Raw genomic sequence first — 19,002 nt, 5'->3', positions numbered from 1 at the left:
AGACGGATAACGAGATCCGGCCAACGGATCCGCGAACCCCAGCAGAAAAGGAGATGGAGATGAAGACAAGGTTCCTCGCCGCCAGCACGGCCCTCGCTCTCGGCGCCTCGATGGCGGCCGCCGAGTATCCGGAGAAGCCGGTGGAATTCGTCGTGCCCTTCCCGCCGGGCGACCTCGAGGACATCCTCACCCGGATGATCGCCGAGGATTTCCAGGACGAATACGGCGTGCCCGCGGCGGTCGTGAACAAGCCCGGCGGCGGCGGCGGCCCCTTTCCGGGCGCGGTCGAGGTCGCGATGCAGCCGGCCGACGGCTATACCGTGGGCAGCTTCGTGATGGACGTGCCGGTGGTGGGCGACGAGATCGGGATCGAGCCGCTCGAGCCGATGCCCTTCGAGCCCGTCGGGATCTTTCTTACCTATCCCTTCGTGATCGCGACCTCGGGCGACGCGCCCTATTCCTCGATGCAGGAACTCGCCGACCACGCGCAGGAGAACGACGTGGCGCTCGGCCACTTCGGCACCGTGGTGCTGCCCACGCAGGTCACGCTGGCGCTCGCGGAATCGATGGGCTTCGAGTACGCGACCGACGCGGCCTTCGACGCGCTCGACTGCAACACGCTGGCCTCGGGCGACGCGGACGTGATCAACACCACGCTCCAGCTCATCCAGCCCTGCCTCGATGACGTGAAGGTGCTCACCGCGCTCACGAACGAGCGGATCTCGATCCTGCCGGACGTGCCGATCATCAGCGAGATCGAGCCGGATCTGAGCTTCTACACCTGGAACGGTCTCTTCGTGCATGAAGACACGCCGCAGGAGGTGCGCGACAAGATCGCCGCGGTCGCCCGCGAGACGGTGATGTCCGACCGCGCCCAGCAGGTGGGCGAGGATACCGGCGCGCTGATCTACTGGCTCGACGCGGAGGAAGCGGCCGAGCGCATCGCCGCCGACAAGGAGCTCGTGGCGCGTATCGCCGAAATGCTCGAGTGAGGCATCGCGCCCGGCCGCGCGCCCCGCGCGGCCGGCTCCGGCCCCTGCCTGCGGGCAGGTGCCCTAGCGGCGTTCCGATGCCGCGGCGCCCGCCACGACGTCGAGCATCTCTGTCGTGATTTCCTTCTGCCTGAGCTGGCGGAAGGTTGCGTCCATCTCGGACAGCCGGTCACGGATTCCGCGCTCGGCAGACTGCATCGCGGCGAGGCGGGAGGCGTGCTCGCTGGTCTGGGCCTCGGCCAGCGCGCGGTAGAGACGCACGAAGACATGTTCGCGGATCAGCCGGGCGAGCATCTCCTCGCGCGGCCCGAGATGGACCGGCAGGCGGCGCGAGGGCCAGGAGCGCGTCGCCTGTTGGCGGAGATAGCCGGGCGAGACGGGAAGCAGCGCCGTCGTCACCGGCCGCGCCGGGGTGTCCGGCGTCTGCATGGCATGGGCGAGATGGATGCGCTCCACCCCCTGCGCGTGCCGCCAGTCGTCCACCAGCCGCAGAAGCGCGCGGGTCGTCGCGCGCAGGCCCTTCACGGACCCCGGCGTGGCGAAGAGCGTCGCCGGCGGGTGGCCGGCGCCCGCGAGCAGATCAGCCGCGCGGGCGCCGACGGCGGCCAGGGTGACGCCCTCGGCACCGTGGTCCCCGATCTCGCCCAGCGCGGCCTCGACCGTGACGTCGTTGAAACGCCCGCAGAGCCCGTGGTCCGAGCCGAAGACGATCAGGCCCAGAGGACCGCCCGCGGCCGCCGCTTCGCTCGCGGCGATGGCGGCGCGCGCCACCTCCGGCCTGCGCAGCAGGACCTGAAGGCCGCGGTCCACCGTCTCGTCGTAGGCGCGCACGGCCTCGCTGGCCCGCTCGGCGCGGCGGATCGTGACGGCCGAGAGCGACTTCATCGTTCGCACGATGGATTGCAGGTCGCGCGTCGTCTCGATCCGGCGCTGGAGGATCTCAAGCGTCTCCATCCCGCCCCTCCCCCAGGCCCTCGATCGCCGCGCGCACCGTCTCGGCGAGCGCCGCGCGATCGTCGTCTCCGAAGGCGGCCCCGCGCTCGATCTCGCGGCAGAGCTCGGGGCGCTCGCGGCGGATCGCCTCGGCGATGGCGCGTTCCGCTTCGGCCACGCGCTCGAGCGGCAGATCGTCCATCATCCCCTGCGTCGCGGCGAGCAGGACGGCGATCTGTTCCGGAGGCGGCGGGCGCTCGCTCTCGCGCTGCCTGAGCGCGGCGCGCACGCGGCGCCCGCGCGCGAGCTTCGCGCGCGTCTCCTCGTCGAGCCGTGTGCCGAAGCGCGAGAAAACCTCGAGCTCCTCGAACTGCGCGAAGGAGAGCCGCAGATCCCCGGCCACCGCGCGATAGGCCGGCAGTTGCGCCTTGGCGCCCACGCGGCTCACCGAACGCCCGAGATCGACCGCCGGGAGCTGCCCCTTCTCGAAGAGATCGGGCGAGAGGTAGATCTGCCCGTCGGTGATCGAGATGAGGTTGGTCGGGATGTAGGCCGAGATGTTCTGCGCCTGGGTCTCGATGATGGGCAGCGCGGTGAGCGAGCCGCCGCCGAGCTCGTCGCGCAAGTGCGTCGCCCGCTCCAGCAGCCGCGAGTGGATGTAGAAGATGTCGCCGGGATAGGCCTCGCGCCCCGGGGGCCGGCGCAGGAGCAGCGACAGCTCGCGATAGGCCCGCGCGTGGCGGGTGAGATCGTCGAAGACGACGAGCACGTCGTCGCCGCGCGCCATGAACCATTCCGCGATCGAGGTGGCGGCGTAGGGCGCGACGAATTGCAGGCCGGGCGCGTCCTCGCTGCCCGCGATGACGACGACGGTGCGCTCGAGCGCGCCCTCGCGGCGCAGCGTCTCGATCACCCGCGCGACCGAGGCCGCGCGCTGCCCGATCGCGCAATAGACGCAGACGCCCGGCGCGGCGAGCGGGCCCTCGGTGCCGGGCCGGCCCGCGGCGTGGCTGAGGATCGCGCTGAGCGCGATCGCGGTCTTGCCGGTCTGGCGGTCGCCGATGACGAGTTCGCGCTGCCCGCGGCCGATCGGGATCGCCGCGTCGACGGCCTTCACTCCGGTCTGCAGGGGCAGCTCGACCGGCGCGCGGTCGAGGATGGCGGGGGCGGGCCGCTCCACCGGCCAGCGCTCGGCCGGCCGCAGGCGGCCCTCTCCGTCGAGCGGCGCGCCCAGCCCGTCCACGATCCGCCCCAACAGCGCCTCGCCCACGGGCACGTCGATCACGCGGCCGGTCCGGCGTGCCTCGGCACCGACCGGCAGCTGCTCGGCCGGACCGAAGAGGATCACTCCCGCGCGCCGTTCCTCGATCTCCGAGGCGGCGCCCATGAGCCCGCCGGGGAACAGGATGAGTTCATCCGCGAAGAGTTCGGTGAACCCCTCCACTTCCGCGACACCGGCGCTGACGCGGGTGACGGTGCCGATCTCCTCGCTGCGCAGCTCGGCGCGGTGGCCGTCCAGCCGCGCATCGAGCGCAGTGACCAGATCCTCGGCGATGCCGTCGAGCACGCCCATGCCTACTCCGCCGCCTCCGCCCGGTCGCCGCCGAGCGCGGCCGAGACCTCCGCGTCCAGATCCTCCAGATAGGCGTCCACGCTCCACTGCAGCGTCCGCCCGCCGATGCGCAGCCGGATGCCGCAGACAAGGTCCGGATCCTCCGCGAACGCGAGGCCCGGCGCGTCGCCCAGCACCTCCTGCAGCCCCTCGCGCAGGCGCGCGCGCGTCTCGTCGTCGAGCGCATGGGCGCTTGTCAGGGTCATTTCTCCCTCCGTCGTCCCCGCCTCGGCACGCAGCGCCTCGCGCTCGTCGCCGTCGAGGCTCTTCAGCCGCGCGAGAAAGGCTTCCGCCATCGCGGGCTCGAGGCGCGCGCCCGCGAGGTCGTCCAGCACCCGGCGCGTGCGGCGCGCGACGTGGCCGGCCGCCTTGCGCCGCAGCTCCGCGAGGAAGGCCTCGCGCTCGCGCGCGATCTGCGCCTCCCACTCCTCGCGGCGCTCGGCCACCGCCTCGCGCGCCTCTTCCTCCAGCCGGTGGCGCAGGGCTTCGGCCTCTTCGCGGGCCTCTGCGAGGATCTCCTCGCGCCGCGCGTCCAGCTCGGCGCGCTCGCGTTCGAGGCGCGCGGCCTCTTCCTCGGCCTCGGTCTCGCGGCGCTCGGCCTCGGCGAAGCGGTCCCGAATCGCCTCGCGGCGACGCGCCATGGCGCGCGTCACCGGCCGGTAGAGCAGCCGCTGCAGGATCCAGACCAGAACGAGAAAATTGACGATCTGCGCGGCGACGGTGATCCAGTCGAGCTCCATGCCTCAGCCCCCGGCTGCGGCCCCCGCCGCCACCGCCGCGTCCCAGAAGGGATTGGCGAAGATCAGGATCATCGCCACCACGAAGCAGTAGATCGCCGTCGACTCGATCATCGCGAGGCTCACGAAGAGCGTGCGGGTGATCGTGTTCGCCTCGTCGGGCTGCTGCGCGATCGAGGCGAGCGCCTGCGCGGCCGCCCGCGCCTCGCCCAGCGCCGGGCCGATCGAGCCGATGGCGATGGTCAGCCCCGCGGTCAGGATCGAGGTGAGCCCGATGAGTGTCGCGTCCATGTCTCAGTCTCCTTCCGGGTCGGCCGCGCCGGCGTGGGCGCGCGTGGCCGAGGCGATGTAGACCATCGCGAGGATGGCGAAGATGTAGGCCTGGATCACGCCGGTCAGCAGCCCCAGCAGCTGCATCAGCACGGGAAAGAAGAAGGGCGCGATCGAGATCAGGATGCCGGCGATCACCGTGCCGCTCATCACGTTGCCGTAGAGCCGGATCGCGAGCGCGAGCGTGCGCGAGAGCTCTCCGATCACGTTGAAGGGCGCCATCAGCGGCGTGGGCCGGATGTAGCTGCGCAGATAGCCCCCCAGCCCGCGCTGCGCGACGCCGAAGAGCGGCACCGCGATCAGCACGCAGAGTGCGAGCGCCGCGGTGGTCGAGAGCGAGCCGGTGGGCGGGCGGTAGCCCGGCACCACCGCCAGGATGTTGGACACCGCGATGAACAGGAACAGCGTCGCGACGAAGGGCAGGTAGGGACCGGGATCCTGCCCGCTCACCTCGCGGATCTGGTCGCGGACCGTCTCGACGATCGCCTCCCAGAGATTCTGCCAGCGCGTGAGCGCGCCCGTGTCGGTCAGCAGCAGCCGCAGCACGACCGCCGAGGCGATCAGCAGCGCCATGACCAGCCAGGTGAAACCGATCGTGGCGTTGATCTCGACCGGCCCCAGGGTGAAGAGGATCCAGCTGTCGGGGCTGATCTCCATGCCGCTACCTCCCATTCGAACCGTGACGCACGACAAGCTGCCGCGCCAGCGTGAACCCGAGCGCGGCGGCAAGCAGATGCGCCGCGCCGGCCCCGGCGATCACCGCCAGCGCCAGCGCCCCCAGCGCAAACGCCATGCGCGCGGCGAGGCCCAGAAGCAGCCGCCCGGCGCCCGCGCCCGGCTGCACGAGGCGGGCCGTCTCGCGCCGGAGCAGGCGGAAATAGATCAGCCCGAAGGCCGCCCCGCCCGCGAGCGCCAGCACGAGCGGCGCGACGAGGACCGTCGTCTCAGTCATCGCCTCGACTCTCCCGGCTGACCCACCACCATGCGTTCAGGCAGCCGAGCGCGACACCGCCGAGCAGCAGCGCGAGCGTCCAGGAGAACGCCCCGGGCGCCGCCCGGTCGAGCCAGGCGCCGAGCGCGACACCGGCCAGCGTCGGCACGGCCACCGCCCAGCCCACCAGCCCGAACATGCCGAGGCCGAACCAGACGCTGCGCTTGCCGTGCCGCTGCGCCGCCTCCTTGCGTTCGGCCTTGCGCGCGATCTCCGCGACGGTCTCGGCATCCTCGCGGCGGTCGTCGGTCATGACGGGCGATCCAGTTCGAGCATGCGCCGAACCACGCCGGCCTCGAGCCGGGCGAGCGCGCTGCGCGCCACGCGTTCCTCCTCGTCGAGCGCGAGATACTCCTCCTCCACCAGCTGGCGCAGCTCGGCCAGATCGCGGCCGCCGACGGCCCGGCGCACCGCGACCGAGACCTCGTCGGCGCATTTCACCAAAAGCCCCTCGTCCACGCCGAAATACCCCGTCTCGCCTTCCGTGGTCTCATAGACGAGCACCCCGGGCACGAGCGGGGCGACGAGATCGGCGTGCCGCGGCAGCAGGGCGAAGCTGCCCGTCGTCGCCTCGGCCACCACCTTGGCGACAGCTCCGTCGAAGAGGCGCGCCTCGGGCACCAGAACGACCAGCTTCATGCCGCATCCTCCCCCTCGGTCACCTCGTCGATCGTGCCCACCATGTAGAAGGCGCTTTCCGGCAGATGCGACACCTCCCCCGACAGGATACGCTCGCAGCCCTCCAGCGTCTCCTCGAGCGAGACGGCGCGTCCCTTCATCCCGGTGAACTGCTCGGTGGTGAAGAAGGGCTGGGTGAGGAAACGCTCGAGCCTGCGCGCCTGCGCCACGGTGGCACGGTCGGCCTCGGACAGCTCCTCGAGGCCCAGCATCGCGATGATGTCGGACAGCGCCTCGTATTCCGCCAGCACGCGGCGGACCTCGCGCGCGACCTCGTAGTGCCGGTCCGATACGGTGCCCGGCGTGAGCATCTTGGAGGCGGACTTGAGCGGGTCGATGGCGGGATAGAGCCCCTCGCTCGCACGCTTGCGCGAAAGCGCGACCGAAGAGGAGAGATGCGCGAAGACATGCGTGGCGGCGGGGTCGGTGAAATCGTCCGCCGGCACGTAGACCGCCTGGATCGAGGTGATGGCACCGGTGTCGGTGTTGCAGATGCGCTCCTCCAGCGCGCCGAGCTCGGAGGCGAGCGTGGGCTGGTAGCCCACCCGCGAGGGGATGTGCCCCAGAAGTCCCGAGACCTCGGCCCCCGCCTGCACGAAGCGAAAGATGTTGTCGATCAGTACCATGACATCGCGATGCTCGTCGTCGCGGAAATGCTCCGCCACGGTCAGCGCCGTATGCGCCACGCGAAAGCGCGCACCGGGGCTTTCGCTCATCTGGCCGAAGACGAGCACGGTGCTCTCCAGCACCCCGGTTTCCTGCATCTCTCGGTAGAGTTCCTCGGCCTCGCGGCTGCGCTCGCCCACGCCGCAGAACAGGCTCAGCCCCTCGTAGACCGCGCCCATGTTGTGGATGATCTCGGTGATCAGCACGGTCTTGCCCACGCCCGCGCCGCCGAAGAGCCCCGCCTTGCCGCCGCGTTCGATGGGAGAGAGCAGGTCGATCGCCTTGATTCCGGTCTGGAAGATCTCGCCGCCCGGACGCCTGCGGGTCAACGGCACGGGCGGGCGATGGATGGGCCGGCGCTCGACGCCCTCCAGGGGGCCCTTGCCGTCCAGCGGCGCGCCGAAGACGTCGATCATCCGGCCCAGCACGCCGCGCCCGACCGGCGCCATCAGGGGCCCGCCGGTATCCGCGACCTCCATGCCGAGCGCCACCCGCCGGGCGGGATTCAGCAGCAGGCCGCGGACCGTGCGCCGGTCCACCAGGTTGACGACCTCGATCACCCGGTCCCGCTCCGGCCCGGCAAGAAGCTGCGTGTTGATCAGCGGCGCCGCGCCCTCGAAACGCACCTCGACCACCGCACCCCGGATCGCGACGATGCGGCCCGCGGGGCGATCGCTGCAGTCGCTGTCTGGCACGCTTGCGGTCATCTCGGCCCCCTGCCGCCGAGCTGAAGCATCGCGCCCCAAGCGCGGGGCTGCAAGAGGGGACAGGACGCAGGACATGCCTGCCCTTCGGCTGTGCGAGCTGGCGCGGCCACCCTGCACGCGCCGCATCTGCCGCGCTTTCCCGACACCGCGCGCCCGACGCGCGCGGCGCAGGCCGCGACGCTTCTTGCCTGGCTCGACCGGATGCCGGCGCCCGTTCACCTGGGCGGACACTCGCACGGCGCGCGCTGGCGCTCCATCTCGCGCTGCGCCGTCCCTAAAGGGTTGCAAGCCTCGCTCTCTACGAACCGGCCGCCCTTCATCTGCTGCGCGGCTGCGGCAAGCCGGGCGAACGCCCGCTTCGGGACCTGACCGACGTCGCCCGCGTGGTGCGGCGCGCGCTGGCCGAGGGCCGGCCCGAGCGCGGCGCGCGCCGCTTCGTCACCTGTTGGGGCGGAGAGGCGCCCTGGGCGGCGCGTTCCGACAAGGCGCGCTGGCGCGTCGCCGCGGAACTGGCGCAGGGGCTCGCCGGCTTCGCCGCGCTGGCGGCCGAGCCCCATCGTCCGAGCCGCGCGGCGGCTCCGGGCTGTCCCGTCCTCCTGCTGCACGGCGGTCTTTCGCACAACCCGGCGCGCCTCGCCGCCAAGCGGCTCGCGACACTCCCGCCCCGGTGCGCCGTCGCCGAGCTGGCCGGTGCGCCGCACATGGGCCCCCTGTCTCATCCCGACCGCGTGGCCGCAGCGATCGCGCGGCACATCCCGGGGACGGCGGGACCCTCCGAGCCGGGGCCGGCGCCGCGGGCCGGCAGCCCGGCCGAGGCCCTGAACGACACAGAGATCGCACGCAAGATGCGTCCTCGGTCGGCGTCGAGGCTCTGCCCCGGGTGACCGGCGCAAAGAGATGCGCCACCTCGGGCGCGGTTGACGCGTGTCAATGCGCGGCCGTCCGTGTCATGGTTTTCTATCGTGGAACGCTTTGCAATATCCGAACAGGGAGTGGATCAGGATGAGCGACGAAAGCCGGTCGGCGCGCGACGCCTACGTGGAGAAGACCAAGGCGAAGCTGGACGAATGGAACGCCGAGATCGACAAGCTGCAGGCAAAGGCCGACGCGGCGCAGGCTGACGCGAAGATCGAGTATCAGAAGCAGCTCGAAGAGATGCGGGAGCAGCGCGACGAGGCGGAAGCGAAACTGAAGGAGCTGCGCGGCGCCAGCGACGCTGCCTGGGACGACATGAAGGCCGGCTTCGACAAGGCCTGGGACAGTCTTTCCAGCGCCTTCAGGAACGCCAGGTCGCGCTTCGATTGAGGAAAGGCTTCGCAATGAGCATTCGATCGACGCTCCGCCGGGCCGTGGCCGCGGCGGCCTTTCTCTCCGCGGCCTTGCCGGCCGGAGCGCAGGACGACGGCGACACCTTCACGACCACGCAAGAGGTGCGCAGCGAAATCCAGCAGGCGATGGAAGCCATCGCCGACTATTCGGCGCAGGAGCGCGATCAGGCGCTCAGCACGGCCCGCGAGGCTCTGAACCGGATCGACGCCGTGATCGAGCGCCGCGAGCAGGCCTTGCGCGAGAACTGGTCGGAGATGTCCGAGGAGGCCCGCGAGAACGCAAGCGCCCAGCTGCGCGCGTTGCGCGAGGCACGCAACCGGATGGGCGAACGCTACGGCGCGCTCCGTGCCGGCGCGAGCGATGCCTGGGACGAGCTGAAGACCGGATTCTCGGACGCCTGGGACGCCTTCTCCGGCGCCTGGACGGCTGCCGACGGGACCACCGCCGCGAACTGAGCGGACGATGCGGCGGCCTGCGCCCGGCGCAGGCCGCCGCATCGATTCTTCGCGCCCGAACCGGAGCATCATATGGACACAGCTTTGTGGGTCGTCGTCGCTGCGGCGCTTCTGACCGCGATCATGACCGGCGTGGGCGCACTGCCTTTCCTGTTCGTGAAGGATCTCGGCCGGCGCACCCTGGGCTGGTCGAACGCGGCCGCGGCAGGGCTGATGCTCGCGGCAAGCCACAGCCTGATCGACGAAGGCGTATCGATCGACATCTCGCTCACCCTCGCCGGTGTGCTCGCGGGGCTTGGCGCCATCGTGCTCGCCGACCGTCTGCTCTCGGGCGCGGGCGAGGTTCAGGTCGCTGATCTGCAGGGCGCGAGCGCGACGAAGGCGCTGCTGATCCTGGGGATCATGACCGCGCATTCCTTCGCGGAAGGGGTGGGCGTCGGCGTGTCCTTCGCGGGATCGGAGGGCCTCGGCGCCTTCATCACGACCGCGATCGCCTTCCACAACGTGCCGGAAGGACTGGCGATCGCGCTGGTGCTGGTGCCGCGCGGCTCTCCCGTCTGGAAAGCCGGCCTCTGGGCCATCTTTACCAGCCTGCCGCAGCCGATCATGGCCGCGCCGTCCTACCTCTTCGTCGAGACGTTCCGGCCGTTTCTTCCGGTGGGGCTGGGCCTCGCCGCCGGCGCGATGATCTGGATGGTCTTCTCGGAACTCTTCCCCGATGCACTGGAGAAGGTCGAGAGCGGGTCGGCAGCGACCGCCGTGACGCTGGCCTTCGCGGCGATGCTGGCCTTCCAGATGCTCGTCCTGGCTCATTGAACGCGCGCGAAGGCCGGCCGGTGCAAGACCGGACCCGGAGATGCCTCGTATCGGCGCACCCGGCCTCCATGCCTGCGGCGACTGCTCGCCGCGCGGCGTCTCAGATCTCTTCGCGCACCTGGGCGTAGGCCAGGGCCGCGAATATGCCCGTCCCGCCGAGCACGTTGCCCGCCAGGGTCGGCAGGACGCCTTCGAGCACCGCGGCGACCGGCCCCAGCTCGCCCAGCGCGACGAGCAGGAACAGCTCCGTCGAGCCCGCCACGACGTGCGACATGCCTCCGACACCGATCAGATATGTCAGCAGGACGATCATCAGCACCTCGCCCGCGCTCTCCATCCGCGGCAGGATCCAGACCAGGGCCGCTATGATGAAGCCGGCCGGGACGCCCCAGGCGAAGTGCTGGAGCGCCGTCGCCTCGGCATAGTGGCGCGACGCGGCGAGGATACCTTCGAAGCGCGCGCCAGGCAGGATCTGACCGTGGGCGAGCACGAGCGCGGCCGCGGCGCAGCCGACGAGGTTCGCCGCCAGAACGACGCCCCAGAGCCGCGCGATCTGATGGAACTTCGGCCAGCTCGGCGCGAGGAAGAGCGGCAGGATCGGCGTGATCGTGTTCTCGGTGAAGAGTTGCATGCGTCCGAGGATCACGATCAGGAACCCGATGGTGTAGCCTAGATTGGAGACGCCCGGCGCCCAGTCCGCCGCGGGCAGGAGCGACGCCATGATCCCCTTACCCACCACCGACGTGCTGATCGCGAGCCCTGCGGCCACGCCCGACCACCAAAGCGCGCTCACCGGCCGGGACAGTTCGTGCTCGCCGTCCCGCCGGATGGCTTCGAAAATGACGGAGGAAGGAACCTTCGAGAATTCCTCCGCCTTCTCCTCTTCCTTTCGATCGAGTTCGGCCTTGTCCGACATCTGTCCATTCCGGGCTTGCGGCAAAAGCTGCGGGCAGGCCACGCAGTGGACGCGCGAATCCTCCGAAATGCAACGCCTCGGCGCCCGGCCCGCCGATTTCGCCGGCCATGGGCGTCTCGTCGCGCCCGCCGGGCCCGCCGCTGTCGCGCGACCGCGCGGTATCGTGTGCCGGAGCGGGATCCCGAACGGCCGCACACGCGACATCATCAATCCGTGATCGGGCGGAACGTGGCCGCGCTCGGCAGTCTTTGCGGGGTGTCGCCGTGGAAGGAGGGACACGTTGAGACGATTTGCCAAGGTCGGCGCTGCGATCCTGCTCCTGGCCGCCGCAGGCGCGGCCGGGCTCTGGGGCACCGAGTTTCTGCTCGCGCGGACCGCGACGGAAAGCGAGAGCCCCGCGCGCGAGCCGCAGGCCACGCGCGTCACGGTTGCCGCCCCCGAGCGCCGCGAGGTTTCCGACAGCGTCAGCGCTGTCGGCACGATCCACCCGACCCGCGCGATCGAATTGCGCCCGCTCGCCGCAGGGCGCGTCACGGAGGTCTTCGTCGACTCGGGCGCGCGGGTCGAGGAGGGGCAGCCGATCCTCGCGCTCGACGCGCGCGCCGCGCGCGCCGCCGTCGCCCGGGCCGAGGCAACGCGTGACGCCGCGCGCCAGGAGCTGCACCGCGTGCGGGAACTGAGCGCCGAGAACGTGGCCGCGCAGGCCCGCCTCGAGGAGGCGGAGGCCGCAGCGGCCCGCGCGGAGGCAGAACTCGAGGCGGCGCGCGCCGCGCTGGAGGACCGGCGGCTCAAGGCGCCCTTCGCGGGCACCCTGGGGATCGTGGCGGTCGATCGCGGCGGTTATGTCGACCCCACCACCCGCATCGCCGCGCTCGACGACCTGTCGGCGGTCGAGGTTTCCTTCGCGTTGCCGGAGGAGCGCTACGCGCGCATTTCGCCCGGGCAGACCATCCGCTTGCACAGCGCCGTGTATCCCGATCGCGTGTTCACCGGCGAGATCGTCGTGCGGGCCGCCTCGGTCGATCCGGCGACGCGCAGCTTCGAGGTGCGCGCGCGCCTCGACAACCCCGGACGCCGCCTCGTCGGCGGCATGTTCGCTGAGGTCGAAGTCGTGCTCGGCAGCGGTCGGGCGCTGACGATCCCGGAAGAGGCGGTCGTGAGCGAAGGCGCGGCGACCTATGTCTTCACCGTCGAGGACGACACCGCCCGCCGCACCGAGATCGAGACGGGCAGCAGCCTCGGCCCGCGCACGGAGGTGACGCGGGGGCTGCGCGAGGGGGCGCGCGTCGTCGTGACGGGATGGGACTCGCTCTCCGACGGCGCCGCCGTCAGCGTCGCCGCGTCCCCGACCGACGAGGTGGCGAATTGACCCTTTCGGAGCTCTGCCTGCGCCGCCCCGTTCTCGCCACGGTAATGTCGATGCTGATCGTGATCCTGGGCATCGCCGGGCTCACACGCATGCCCGTGCGCGAATTGCCCAACGTCGACACCGCCGAGGTGACGGTGAGCGTGACCTACACGGGCGCCAGCCCGGAGGTCGTGGACAGCGAAGTGACCACCCTGATGGAGGGGGCCATCGCGACAGTGCCAGGCATCGAGCGCATCTCGTCGGAGGCCGAGCTTTCGGGCTCGCGCACGGTCGTCACCTTCCGCCCGGGCCGCGACATCGACGAAGCGGCGGCCGACGTCCGCGCGGCGGTGCAGGCCGCGGCCCCCAACCTTCCCGAGCCGGCGGACGCCCCCGAAGTCGAGAAGAACGACAGCCAGAGCGATCCGATCATCTGGATGACGATGACGAGCGACCGGCTGTCCGCCTCGGAGCTCACCGACTACGCCGAGCGCAACGTGACCGACCGGCTGGAGACGGTGCAGGGCGTGGCCTCGGTCAACGTCTACGGCGACCGGCCCTACGCCATGCGCGTCTGGCTCGACCCCCAGGCGATGGCGGCGCGCCGGGTCACCGTGAACGACGTGCGCGCGGCGCTGCGCGACAACAACCTGGCGCTGCCCACGGGCCAGATCGAGACCGACAGCCGCAGCTACCTGCTGCGTGCCGAGACACGCCTCGCGGAGCCGGAAGCGTTCGAGGATCTGACCGTGACGGAGCGGGACGGCGTGCAGATCTCGCTTGGCGAGATCGCGCGCGTGAGCCTCGGGGTGGAATCCGACGACTCGCGCTTTCGCGCGAACGGCGAGACGGCGATCGGCCTGGGCGTGCTGCGGCAGTCGGCCGCCAACACCATCGAGATCAGCCGCGACATCGCGCGCACCGTCGAGGACATCTCCGCCGGCCTGCCCGGGAAGACCGCGCTGGAGATCACCAGCGACGACGCGGATTTCATCGAGAACTCGATCCGGCAGGTTCTGCTCACGCTGGCCTTCGCCGTGGCGATCGTCGTCGGCGTGATCTTCCTCTTTCTCACCTCGGCCCGCGCGACACTGGTGCCCGCGGTCACGATTCCGGTGGCCCTGCTGGGCGCCTGCGCGGGCATCGCGCTGGCCGGATTCTCCGTGAACACGCTCACGCTCTTCGCGCTGATCCTGGCCATCGGGCTGGTGGTGGACGACGCCATCGTTGTGCTGGAAAACATCGAGCGCCGCGTGGAAGAGGGCGACGATCCCTACACTGCCGCGATGACCGGCGCGCGGGAGGTCTTCTTCGCCGTGGTCTCCACGTCGGCCGCGCTGATCGCGGTCTTTCTGCCCCTGTCCTTCCTGCAGGGCGAGATCGGCAAGCTGTTCACCGAATTCGGGATCACGCTGGCGATCGCCGTGGCGGTCTCCACCTTCGTCGCGCTCTCGCTCTGTCCCGTCATCGCCTGGAAGCTGATCCGCGCGGACCGGAAGGAGACGCGCTTCGCCCGCGCCGTCTACGGCGCGACGCGGCGGCTGTCGGACGGATACCGCGCGGCGCTCTCGCGCGCGATCGGTTGGCCCATGGGCGTGCTGGGCATCGCCGCCTTTCTCACCGGCATGTCGTGGACACTCTATCAGACGCTGCCCGCCGCGCTCACGCCGCAGGAAGATCGCGGCATCTTCTTCGTCAGCGTCTCGTCCCCGACCGGCGCCGCGCTCGACTACACCGACGCCGCCGTGCGGGAGGTCGAGGCGCTGATCGCCCAATATCGCGAGGACGGTGTGGTGGAGGACGTGATCTCGATCACCGGGCAGTACGGCGAAGCGAACCGCGCCTTTCTCGTGGCGGTCATGGCGCCCTGGGGCGAGCGCACGAAGGAGCCGCGCGAGGTCGTCAACGCGCTGCGCCCCGCCTTCGGCGAGATCACGCGCGCGAGCGTGCGCGCCTTCGCGCCTTCCGGCTTCGGCGCCGGCGGCGGCTCGCCGCTCGAGGTCAACGTGACCGCGCCGTCCTTCGAGAACGCCGCCGACTGGTCACGCCAGCTCGCCGAGGGCATGCGCACGGCCGACGGCATCGTGAACATCCGCCGCGCCTACGACGTCAACACGCCGGGCTACGACATCACCGTGAACCGCGCGCGCGCCCGCGAGATCGGGGTCGAAGCCCGGATGATCGCCGAGAGCGTGCGCACCTTCTTCGCCTCGGCGGAGGTGACCGAGTTCATCGACCGCGACCGCCAGTATCCCGTGATCCTGCAGGCGCCCGATGCCGCGCGCGCCAGCGCCGAGGATCTTCTCGGGCTGCAGGTGCGCACCGAGGCGGGCGCGCTCGTGCCGCTCGACGGGCTGGTCGAGGTCGAGCGCCGCGCCTCGGTGCGCGCCTACGAACGCCTCGACCGCCAGCCGACCGTCGAGATCTCGGCCGCGCTGGCCGAAGGCACCGACATCGGCAGCGCGATCGCGACGGTCGAGGAGCTTGCAGAGGACCTGCCGGCCGGCCTCGGCCTCGCCTGGTCCGGACAGGCCGAGAGCTTTCAGGAGACCTCCGGCGGGCTCTTCGCCACCTTCGGGCTCGCGCTCCTGATCGTCTATCTGGTTCTCTCGGCACAGTTCGAGAGCTTCGTGCAGCCCGTGGTGATCCTGCTCTCGGTGCCGCTCGCCGTCGCGGGCGCTCTGGCGACGCTCTTCGTTCTCGGCGAGACGATGAACGTCTACTCGCAGGTGGGCATGGTCATGCTGATCGGGCTGATGGCCAAGAACGGCATCCTGATCGTCGAGTTCGCCAACCAGCTTCGCGAGCGGGGCCACGCCGTGCGCGAGGCCGCGATCGAGGCTGCGGCGGTGCGCCTGCGGCCGATCTTGATGACGGTGCTCTCGACCGTGCTGGGGGCGGTGCCGCTCGTGCTCTCGACCGGCGCGGGCGCCGAGAGCCGCTTCGCGATCGGCATCGTCATCATCGGCGGCTTCCTGAGCGCCTCGATCCTCACCCTGTTCCTGACGCCGGTGCTCTATGACCTGCTGCAGCGCGACCGCCCCGAACCCGCTGCGCAGCCGGCCTGACGGCGGCCGGCGGCGGACAGGCGGTCACATTGCAAGGCAAGGTCGCATAGGGCTACGCCCGCGGCAGAGGATTCGGGTGCCGGGATGACCGCCGACGACAGGCTTCGGAAACTGGAAGCGCGGGCCGGACGGCCGCTCAGCCTGGGCGCGTGGCTGACGGCCGGGGCGGGCGCGCTGTGGCTGGTGCAGGCCTTCGCGGCCGCCCAGGCGATCGCCGCCTGGGTGCAGGCCGAGGGCGGCACCGGGTTGGCCTGGGCCGCGGGCTTCACCGCCGCCGCGCTCGTGCGCGCGGCGCTCGAGCATCTGGGCGGCGGCCAGATCCACAGGGCGGCGGACCGCGCCGTCGCCGAGGAGCGGCAGGCGCTGCTGGACCGCGAGGCGCGGCGGCCCGAGGGCGGGCCGGCCTCCGCCGAGATCGCCGCGCTCGCCACGCAGAAACTGGCGCTGCTCAGACCCTATCTCGCCCGCTTCAGGCCCGCGATGCTGCGGGTGCGCCTCCTCCCGCCGCTGATTCTCGCCGCGAGCCTCGTCGTGTCATGGGCGGTGGCGGTGGTGCTGCTGGTCGCCGGGCCGCTCATCCCGGTCTTCATGGCGCTCGTCGGCATGGCCGCGCGCGAGGCGAGCGAGAAGCAGATGGCCGAGATCGGCGACATGAACGCGCTCCTGATCGACCGAATCGCGGCGCTGCCGGACATCCGCCTGCTCGACGCCACGGCGCGCGCCGAGGCGGATTTCGCGGCCCGCGCCGAGGGGCTGCGCGCACGGACGATGGCGGTGCTGCGCGTGGCCTTCCTGTCCTCCACGGTGCTCGAACTCTTTTCGGCGCTGGGCGTGGCGCTCGTCGCCGTATACGTGGGCTTCACCCTGCTGGGCGAGATCGGGATCGGCCACTGGGGCGGGCTCACGCTGGCGGAGGGGCTCTTCGTGCTGCTGCTCGCGCCCGAGTTCTTCCAGCCGCTGCGCGACATGGCCGCCGCCTGGCACGATCGTGCCTCGGCCCGGGCGGTGGCGGCCGAACTGATGGCGCTGGAGGACGACCGCCGCCCCGCGATCCTAGGCGAAGGGGTGAAGGCCGACCCCCTGCCCGGCCCGGCCTCGATCCGGCTGTCGGGTGTCTCGGTGTCCCGCGGCGGCGCGCTCGTCGCGCTGCCGGACGTGGCGCTCGCGCCCGGCGACGCGGTGGCGCTCACCGGGCCCTCCGGTTCGGGCAAGACCTCGGCGCTGATGGCGGTGGCCGGGCTCCTTCCGGCGGGCACTGGGCGCATAGAGGTCGCCGGCGTGCCGCTCGCAGACGACACCGCCGACGCGTGGCGCGCGCGCCTCACGCTGGTGCCGCAAACGGTGCACATACCGGACGTGACGCTGCACGCGTTTCTCGACCCTCATGGCAGGGGCGGTGACCCCGGCCAGGCGCTGCGAACGGCAGGCGCCGAGGATGTCGTCGCCCGCCTTCCCGAGGGGATGGCGACGCGCCTGGGCGAGACCGGCGCGGGCGTCTCGGGCGGCGAGGCGCGGCGCCTGCTCGTGGCGCGCGCCTATCTGTCCGGGGCCGACGTGGTGCTGGCCGACGAGCCCACCGCCGATCTCGACTCCGAGACGGCGCGCCATGTGATTGCCGGCCTGCGGGCCCTGGCGGAGCGGGGCGCGACCCTGCTGGTCGCGACTCATGACCCGCGGCTGATCGCGGCGATGGACCGGACTGTGACGATACCCGGCACGGCGACGGAGGGCGCGGCATGAGGCGGCTGGTCGCGGTTCTGCGCCTGACCTGGGGCGCGGCGCCCTGGGCGATGTGGCGCGGCGCGGCGCTCTCGGTCGCGGTGCTCGCGATGGGCGTCGCGCTGCTGGGCCTCTCGGGATGGTTCATCGTGGCCACGGGACTCGCCGGGCTCGCCGGCATCGGCATCGCCTTCGACGTGTTCCGCCCCTCGGCCGGCATCCGCTTCCTCGCGCTGGGCCGCGCGGCGAGCCGCTACGGCGAGCGGCTGCTCACCCACGACGCGACGCTGCGGGCGCTGGCGGCGCTGCGCCTCGAGCTGATGCGGCGGCTGGCGGCGCGGCCGGTGACGGCGCTGCAGCGGCTGCGCGGGGGGCCGGAGCTCACGCGGATCACGGCCGACGTCGACGCGCTCGACGGGGTGGTGCTGCGCCTCGCGCTGCCGGTGCTCGCGGGGGGCGTGACCCACGCCGCCGCCTTCGCCGCGCTCTGGTGGCTGGTGGCGCCGGCGGTCGCCGTGGCGGTGGCGGCCGGCTACCTGCTGGGTGCGGCGGCGATCCTCGCGCGGGTGGCGGCGGCAAGCCGCGCGCCCTCGGCCGAGGCAGAGGCGGCGACGCAGGCGCTGCGCCGGGGCGTGATCGACGCCTTCCGCGGGCAGCGCGACCTACTGGTGCAGGGGCGCATGGGCGCGCGGCTCGAGGAGCTGGAGGCGCTCGAGACCCGCGCGCGGCGGGCGGAGGACCGGCTGGACCGGATCGACCGGGCGTCGGGCTTCGCCCTCGCCGCCGTCGTGGCCGGCGTCGCGGGCGTGGCGCTCGCCCTCGGCGGCTGGCTGGTCGCGGGCGGCGCGGTCGAGCCCGCGCCGGCGGCGATCGGCTTCTTCGTGGCGCTCGCGCTCTCGGAGACGGTGCTGCCGCTGCGCAAGGGACTGGCCGAGATCGGGCGGATGCACGACGCCGCCCGCCGCGTGATGGCGACCGCGCCCGCCGCGACCCGCGGCGCGCAGGCGACGCCCCGGCCCGAGGCGCCGCGCGGCCTCATCTTCGAGGGGGTCGCGGTGGCGCGGCCGGGGGGCGGCGCGCCGCTTCTCGCCGGGCTCGACCTCCGCGTGGCGCCGGGGGAGACGGTGGCGCTCTCCGGGCCGTCCGGCTCGGGCAAGTCCACGCTCCTCGCCGTGGCCGCAGGGCTCGAGCCGCCGGCGGCGGGGCGCGTCCTGCTCGACGGGCACCCGGTGGACGACTGGCCGGAGGCGGCGCTGCGCGCGCGGCTGACGTTGGTGCTGCAGCGCGCAGCGCTGGTGGCGGGCACGATCCGCGACAACCTCGCCCTCGCCGCGCCGGAGGCGGACGACGCCGAAATGCGCGCGGCGCTGGAGGCGGTGGCGCTCTGGCCCGTGATCGCCGCGAAGGGCGGGCTCGATGCGCGCCTCGGCGAGGGCGGCGCGGGGCTATCGGGCGGCGAGGCGCGGCGGCTGGCGCTGGCCCGCGCCGTGCTGCGGCGGCCCTCGGTGCTGCTGCTCGACGAACCGACGGAAGGGCTCGACGGCCCGACCGCCGCGCGTGTGATGCGCGGCCTGCGCGCCGTACTGCCAGAGGCGGCGATCCTCACCGCCTCGCACCGCGCCGAGGAGCTTGCGACAGCAGACCGCACCCTGGAACTGGGAAGATACATCTCAAAAACAGCATCCGTTTGACCCACATCAAACCG

Annotated in this window: 19 protein-coding genes; 9 read left to right on the top strand and 10 right to left on the bottom strand. The window is 72.1% G+C overall.

All coding sequences use genetic code 11. The features are described from left to right. Positions 1-53: 53 nt before the first annotated feature. A complete protein-coding gene (locus DRV85_RS15005) occupies positions 54-992 on the top strand; it encodes a tripartite tricarboxylate transporter substrate-binding protein (protein ID WP_113290293.1) in 939 nt (312 codons plus the stop codon). Between the two features lie 63 nt (positions 993-1,055). On the opposite strand, the gene DRV85_RS15000 is transcribed toward DRV85_RS15005, so the two are convergent. Genes DRV85_RS15000 through atpD form a run of 9 tightly spaced genes read right to left on the bottom strand, consistent with a single transcriptional unit; the run spans position 1,056 to position 7,646 of the window. Continuing rightward, on the bottom strand, positions 1,056-1,946 hold the full coding sequence (locus tag DRV85_RS15000; protein ID WP_113290292.1) for a F0F1 ATP synthase subunit gamma: 891 nt from the start codon (positions 1,944-1,946) through the stop codon (positions 1,056-1,058). Beyond that, complete coding sequence (locus DRV85_RS14995) at positions 1,933-3,498, bottom strand: F0F1 ATP synthase subunit alpha (protein ID WP_113290291.1); 1,566 nt, start codon at positions 3,496-3,498, stop codon at positions 1,933-1,935. The genes DRV85_RS15000 and DRV85_RS14995 overlap by 14 nt, the downstream gene beginning before the upstream one ends. A gap of 2 nt (positions 3,499-3,500) precedes the next feature. Further along, positions 3,501-4,277: a F0F1 ATP synthase subunit delta gene (locus DRV85_RS14990; RefSeq protein ID WP_113290290.1), complete on the bottom strand. Its 777-nt coding sequence runs from the start codon at positions 4,275-4,277 to the stop codon at positions 3,501-3,503. A 3-nt stretch (positions 4,278-4,280) separates the two neighbouring features. After that, positions 4,281-4,565, bottom strand: a complete 285-nt coding sequence (locus DRV85_RS14985) for a F0F1 ATP synthase subunit C (protein WP_113290289.1) — start codon at positions 4,563-4,565, stop codon at positions 4,281-4,283. A gap of 3 nt (positions 4,566-4,568) precedes the next feature. Further along, on the bottom strand, positions 4,569-5,261 hold the full coding sequence (locus DRV85_RS14980; protein WP_113290288.1) for a F0F1 ATP synthase subunit A: 693 nt from the start codon (positions 5,259-5,261) through the stop codon (positions 4,569-4,571). Between the two features lie 4 nt (positions 5,262-5,265). After that, a complete protein-coding gene (locus DRV85_RS14975; RefSeq protein ID WP_113290287.1) occupies positions 5,266-5,556 on the bottom strand; it encodes an N-ATPase subunit AtpR in 291 nt (96 codons plus the stop codon). Continuing rightward, positions 5,549-5,848 carry an AtpZ/AtpI family protein gene (locus DRV85_RS14970; RefSeq protein ID WP_113290286.1) on the bottom strand — a complete coding sequence of 100 codons (300 nt, stop codon included), beginning with the start codon at positions 5,846-5,848 and terminating at the stop codon, positions 5,549-5,551. The genes DRV85_RS14975 and DRV85_RS14970 overlap by 8 nt, the downstream gene beginning before the upstream one ends. After that, complete coding sequence (locus DRV85_RS14965; protein WP_113290285.1) at positions 5,845-6,234, bottom strand: F0F1 ATP synthase subunit epsilon; 390 nt, start codon at positions 6,232-6,234, stop codon at positions 5,845-5,847. The genes DRV85_RS14970 and DRV85_RS14965 overlap by 4 nt, the downstream gene beginning before the upstream one ends. After that, positions 6,231-7,646, bottom strand: a complete 1,416-nt coding sequence (gene atpD, locus DRV85_RS14960; protein WP_113290284.1) for a F0F1 ATP synthase subunit beta — start codon at positions 7,644-7,646, stop codon at positions 6,231-6,233. The genes DRV85_RS14965 and atpD overlap by 4 nt, the downstream gene beginning before the upstream one ends. Before the next feature lie 383 nt (positions 7,647-8,029). Here atpD and DRV85_RS14950 point away from each other — a divergent pair, with 383 nt between their 5' ends. From DRV85_RS14950 to DRV85_RS14935, 4 genes are all read left to right on the top strand, one after another. Beyond that, entirely contained in the window at positions 8,030-8,530 is a 501-nt protein-coding gene (locus DRV85_RS14950; RefSeq protein ID WP_113290282.1) for an alpha/beta fold hydrolase, read from the top strand. A gap of 118 nt (positions 8,531-8,648) precedes the next feature. Beyond that, on the top strand, positions 8,649-8,951 hold the full coding sequence (locus DRV85_RS14945; protein WP_113290281.1) for a sll1863 family stress response protein: 303 nt from the start codon (positions 8,649-8,651) through the stop codon (positions 8,949-8,951). Between the two features lie 14 nt (positions 8,952-8,965). Continuing rightward, on the top strand, positions 8,966-9,430 hold the full coding sequence (locus tag DRV85_RS14940; RefSeq protein WP_113290280.1) for a sll1863 family stress response protein: 465 nt from the start codon (positions 8,966-8,968) through the stop codon (positions 9,428-9,430). A 72-nt stretch (positions 9,431-9,502) separates the two neighbouring features. Then, positions 9,503-10,246, top strand: a complete 744-nt coding sequence (locus DRV85_RS14935) for a ZIP family metal transporter (protein ID WP_113290279.1) — start codon at positions 9,503-9,505, stop codon at positions 10,244-10,246. 100 nt (positions 10,247-10,346) lie between these two features. Here DRV85_RS14935 and DRV85_RS14930 read toward each other — a convergent pair whose 3' ends face one another. After that, entirely contained in the window at positions 10,347-11,162 is an 816-nt protein-coding gene (locus tag DRV85_RS14930; RefSeq protein WP_113290278.1) for a formate/nitrite transporter family protein, read from the bottom strand. A gap of 280 nt (positions 11,163-11,442) precedes the next feature. On the opposite strand from DRV85_RS14930, the gene DRV85_RS14925 reads away from it, so the two are divergent. The 4 genes from DRV85_RS14925 (at position 11,443) to cydC (ending at position 18,988) form a co-directional block, all read left to right on the top strand. After that, entirely contained in the window at positions 11,443-12,531 is a 1,089-nt protein-coding gene (locus DRV85_RS14925) for an efflux RND transporter periplasmic adaptor subunit (RefSeq protein ID WP_113290277.1), read from the top strand. Beyond that, positions 12,528-15,578, top strand: coding sequence for an efflux RND transporter permease subunit (locus DRV85_RS14920; protein WP_158540171.1), 3,051 nt, complete (start codon positions 12,528-12,530; stop codon positions 15,576-15,578). Before DRV85_RS14925 ends, DRV85_RS14920 begins: the two co-directional genes overlap by 4 nt. Positions 15,579-15,662: 84 nt before the next feature. Then, the gene (gene cydD, locus DRV85_RS14915) at positions 15,663-17,318 is read left to right on the top strand and encodes a thiol reductant ABC exporter subunit CydD (RefSeq protein WP_113290275.1); all 1,656 of its coding nucleotides are present in this window, start codon (positions 15,663-15,665) and stop codon (positions 17,316-17,318) included. Further along, positions 17,315-18,988, top strand: a complete 1,674-nt coding sequence (gene cydC / locus DRV85_RS14910) for a thiol reductant ABC exporter subunit CydC (protein ID WP_113290274.1) — start codon at positions 17,315-17,317, stop codon at positions 18,986-18,988. Before cydD ends, cydC begins: the two co-directional genes overlap by 4 nt. Positions 18,989-19,002: the final 14 nt, after the last annotated feature.

Origin of the sequence: Rhodosalinus halophilus, assembly GCF_003298775.1 — a bacterium.
Classification (GTDB): Bacteria; Pseudomonadota; Alphaproteobacteria; order Rhodobacterales; family Rhodobacteraceae; genus Rhodosalinus; species Rhodosalinus halophilus.
Note: the sequence above shows the minus strand (reverse complement) of the source record. Positions and strands in the feature narration are given on the sequence as shown.

Bases quoted from the DNA above. Each gene is read 5' to 3' on its own strand.
- DRV85_RS15005 (WP_113290293.1), top strand. From the start codon at position 54: ATGGAGATGAAGACAAGGTTCCTCGCCGCCAGCACGGCCCTCGCTCTC.
- DRV85_RS15000 (WP_113290292.1), bottom strand. From the start codon at position 1,946: ATGGAGACGCTTGAGATCCTCCAGCGCCGGATCGAGACGACGCGCGAC.
- DRV85_RS14995 (WP_113290291.1), bottom strand. From the start codon at position 3,498: ATGGGCGTGCTCGACGGCATCGCCGAGGATCTGGTCACTGCGCTCGAT.
- DRV85_RS14990 (WP_113290290.1), bottom strand. From the start codon at position 4,277: ATGGAGCTCGACTGGATCACCGTCGCCGCGCAGATCGTCAATTTTCTC.
- DRV85_RS14985 (WP_113290289.1), bottom strand. From the start codon at position 4,565: ATGGACGCGACACTCATCGGGCTCACCTCGATCCTGACCGCGGGGCTG.
- DRV85_RS14980 (WP_113290288.1), bottom strand. From the start codon at position 5,261: ATGGAGATCAGCCCCGACAGCTGGATCCTCTTCACCCTGGGGCCGGTC.
- DRV85_RS14975 (WP_113290287.1), bottom strand. From the start codon at position 5,556: ATGACTGAGACGACGGTCCTCGTCGCGCCGCTCGTGCTGGCGCTCGCG.
- DRV85_RS14970 (WP_113290286.1), bottom strand. From the start codon at position 5,848: ATGACCGACGACCGCCGCGAGGATGCCGAGACCGTCGCGGAGATCGCG.
- DRV85_RS14965 (WP_113290285.1), bottom strand. From the start codon at position 6,234: ATGAAGCTGGTCGTTCTGGTGCCCGAGGCGCGCCTCTTCGACGGAGCT.
- atpD (WP_113290284.1), bottom strand. From the start codon at position 7,646: ATGACCGCAAGCGTGCCAGACAGCGACTGCAGCGATCGCCCCGCGGGC.
- DRV85_RS14945 (WP_113290281.1), top strand. From the start codon at position 8,649: ATGAGCGACGAAAGCCGGTCGGCGCGCGACGCCTACGTGGAGAAGACC.
- DRV85_RS14940 (WP_113290280.1), top strand. From the start codon at position 8,966: ATGAGCATTCGATCGACGCTCCGCCGGGCCGTGGCCGCGGCGGCCTTT.
- DRV85_RS14935 (WP_113290279.1), top strand. From the start codon at position 9,503: ATGGACACAGCTTTGTGGGTCGTCGTCGCTGCGGCGCTTCTGACCGCG.
- DRV85_RS14930 (WP_113290278.1), bottom strand. From the start codon at position 11,162: ATGTCGGACAAGGCCGAACTCGATCGAAAGGAAGAGGAGAAGGCGGAG.
- cydD (WP_113290275.1), top strand. From the start codon at position 15,663: ATGACCGCCGACGACAGGCTTCGGAAACTGGAAGCGCGGGCCGGACGG.
- cydC (WP_113290274.1), top strand. From the start codon at position 17,315: ATGAGGCGGCTGGTCGCGGTTCTGCGCCTGACCTGGGGCGCGGCGCCC.